This window comes from Halovenus amylolytica, assembly GCA_004015825.1.
Lineage (GTDB): Archaea > Halobacteriota > Halobacteria > Halobacteriales > Haloarculaceae > Halovenus > Halovenus amylolytica.
The window spans coordinates 1-2,216 of record SAYS01000050.1 but is presented as its reverse complement, the minus strand read 5'-3'; the positions used below and the strand labels follow the sequence as shown (position 1 = coordinate 2,216).

The following is a 2,216-nucleotide window of genomic DNA, read 5'->3' as shown; positions in this document are numbered from 1 at the left end:
CACCGCTGTTGGATCGGCTAATCGAAGATGCCCAAAAAATCCATCAGCAGCGTCTCGTGCTTCAGGAACGACTGGCTACCGGTATCCAGCCAAGAACCGCAGAGGTGGCTTAGCTAAAGACGGATGATGCTGGGATTCATCACCAGCTCGGGTGTCCGTTTGCAGTTTTCAAAATCCAAATCTATCCAGTCAGTACCTTTGTCGATGCGTGCGATTTCTACGATTAACCAGCTGAAAATCTGCGCGCCTCGCTCTTCATACTCAACTAAACACCGCCCCGAGCTGGCGGATAACGATTAAGAGGGACCCAAACTGAGTGCCCGCAATGACAGGACACACGATTCCCGAGCCCGACATCTATGACTCGCTAGACGGCCAAGTGGCGCTCGTCACCGGTGCGACACGGGGTATCGGCGCAGCCATCGCGCGCCAGTTGGTCGACCTTGGTGCGACCGTCTACGCCGGAGCACGTGACACTGCAGACGTAACTGCGTCCGACCAGCGGCCGGTCCAGTTAGACGTGACCGAGGAGTCCGAGATCGCAACCGTAACCGACCGCATCGCCGCGGAGACCGGTCGACTCGACGTCATGGTGAACAACGCAGGCGTTTTCCCGCGGTCCGGACCGCTTCATGAGACGGCGACCGAGGATTTCGACAAGACAATTGCGGTGAACCTCCGGGGGCCGACACTCGTCACGAAGCACGCGCTCCCACTGTTGCTAGACAGCGACGGGGGCCGTGTGGTCAACCTCTCGTCAAATCTCGGCCAGTTTACTGGGGGAAAATGGAGGGCTACCCATCCTACCGGATCTCGAAGGTTGGACTCGGTGGGCTGACAGCGTATCTTGACGGCGAGTACGCAGACGAAGGGCTGATCGCAAACGCCGCCAGTCCTGGTTGGGTGCGCACCGACATGGGAGGTCCGAACGCGAACCGGACCCCAGCAGAGGGGGCGGACACCCCCGTCTGGCTGTCGCGATTCGAACCCAACAATACCGGTGGCCGATTCTGGAGGGACCGTGAACCCGTTAAGTGGTAATTCAGTTACCCGCCAACTGCTAGAGGCCAGCTCAGAGAGGTGATGCGACTCTTCGAAGATCCGTACCTAGACGTGAACACAGCAGCCGACTGGTTGGATGCCGAATACAGTACGGCCAACAGACTGCTCGGACAGCTCGAAGATGACGGAATACTCGAAGAGCGTACCGGAAAAGAGCGGAATCGGTTCTACCGGGTGAGCACCGTCAGAGTTTAGCGATCGCGCAGGTCTCTCAGCAGAATATTTTGTGGATTCTTGCTTATTGACCGTCTAGGCGGTAGATGAAGTCGTACTTCGTACTCCCACCAGACCCCTGTACAATTGTGATTTCCGCGGTTCGGTCCGTCCCACCCCACTCGGTGGTGCTGTCCTCGGGAACCGCAAACGGTGCATACGTTGTCTCGAACGGTGCTGTCTCTCCTGGTGAGATGACTAAATCCGAACGATTCGGGGACTGTGGGCGGTTCGACCCGGTTCCCAATACTCCCGGCCCAAACCCAAGGGCCGAGAGGTCGAACGATTCGTGCTGTGGATCACCTGTCGGATTGGGAACGTCCCCGGAGATAGCGACGAACCGAACGAGCAGCGGCTTTTCGCCCTGATTCGTAATATCGAACCGGGCTTGACCTTCTGGTCCGACATCGACAGCTGACGTCTGACCGTGCGCAGGGCCCTTCCAGATCCACTCGGTGACCGTCCCCCTAGCCGTTTTCACTTCGAGATGGAGTGATTTTGAGGCGTACGTCTCCAGACGGTCGGGGAACACCACCTGAAACCGGCAGTTCGATCGTGGATGGTCTATAGACGCATACTGTGTATCACTCGAGGAATCGTAGATGCTGGCCTGCTTAATATCGAACTCCTCGCTGAGTTGGACGACCAACTCCGTCTCCTCGTACTGATAATTCTTGACAACTGATTCGGCATCAGGAGGATCATCCCCAAACGGCAGTGACTCAGCACAGCCCGCGACAGACCCGAATGTGGCGGTACCGAGTGTAGCGAGGATCCGACGACGATTCATATTACACGTACGGCAACGACCTGTATCATCCGTCTTTAGCTAAGCTCAGAACGTCGTGACAGTGGCGGCTTTTCGGGACTTCTTTTCGACAGGAATGAGGAGGCAACGGCTGTGTACACTGAAGCCTCCTCAGACGTAATTGAACAGCGGC

General features: G+C 57.1%; 2 protein-coding genes and 1 pseudogene. 2 read left to right on the top strand and 1 reads right to left on the bottom strand.

What is annotated here, in order from left to right:
* The first annotated feature begins 325 nt into the window (after positions 1–325).
* Both EOW68_RS18220 and EOW68_RS18215 read left to right on the top strand, forming a co-directional pair.
* Positions 326–1,041 (top strand): annotated as a pseudogene (locus EOW68_RS18220) (SDR family NAD(P)-dependent oxidoreductase).
* Positions 1,042–1,083: 42 nt separating this feature from the next.
* Positions 1,084–1,257 (top strand): hypothetical protein, encoded by a 174-nt coding sequence (locus tag EOW68_RS18215; RefSeq protein ID WP_431359062.1) that lies wholly within the window; start codon positions 1,084–1,086, stop codon positions 1,255–1,257.
* Positions 1,258–1,300: 43 nt separating this feature from the next.
* On the opposite strand, the gene EOW68_RS18210 is transcribed toward EOW68_RS18215, so the two are convergent.
* On the bottom strand, positions 1,301–2,065 hold the full coding sequence (locus EOW68_RS18210) for a hypothetical protein (RefSeq protein ID WP_431359061.1): 765 nt from the start codon (positions 2,063–2,065) through the stop codon (positions 1,301–1,303).
* Positions 2,066–2,216: the final 151 nt, after the last annotated feature.

What these genes read in the sequence shown, in the direction of transcription:
- EOW68_RS18215 (WP_431359062.1), top strand. Translation starts at nt 1,084, where the DNA reads ATGCGACTCTTCGAAGATCCGTACCTAGACGTGAACACAGCAGCCGAC.
- EOW68_RS18210 (WP_431359061.1), bottom strand. Translation starts at nt 2,065, where the DNA reads ATGAATCGTCGTCGGATCCTCGCTACACTCGGTACCGCCACATTCGGG.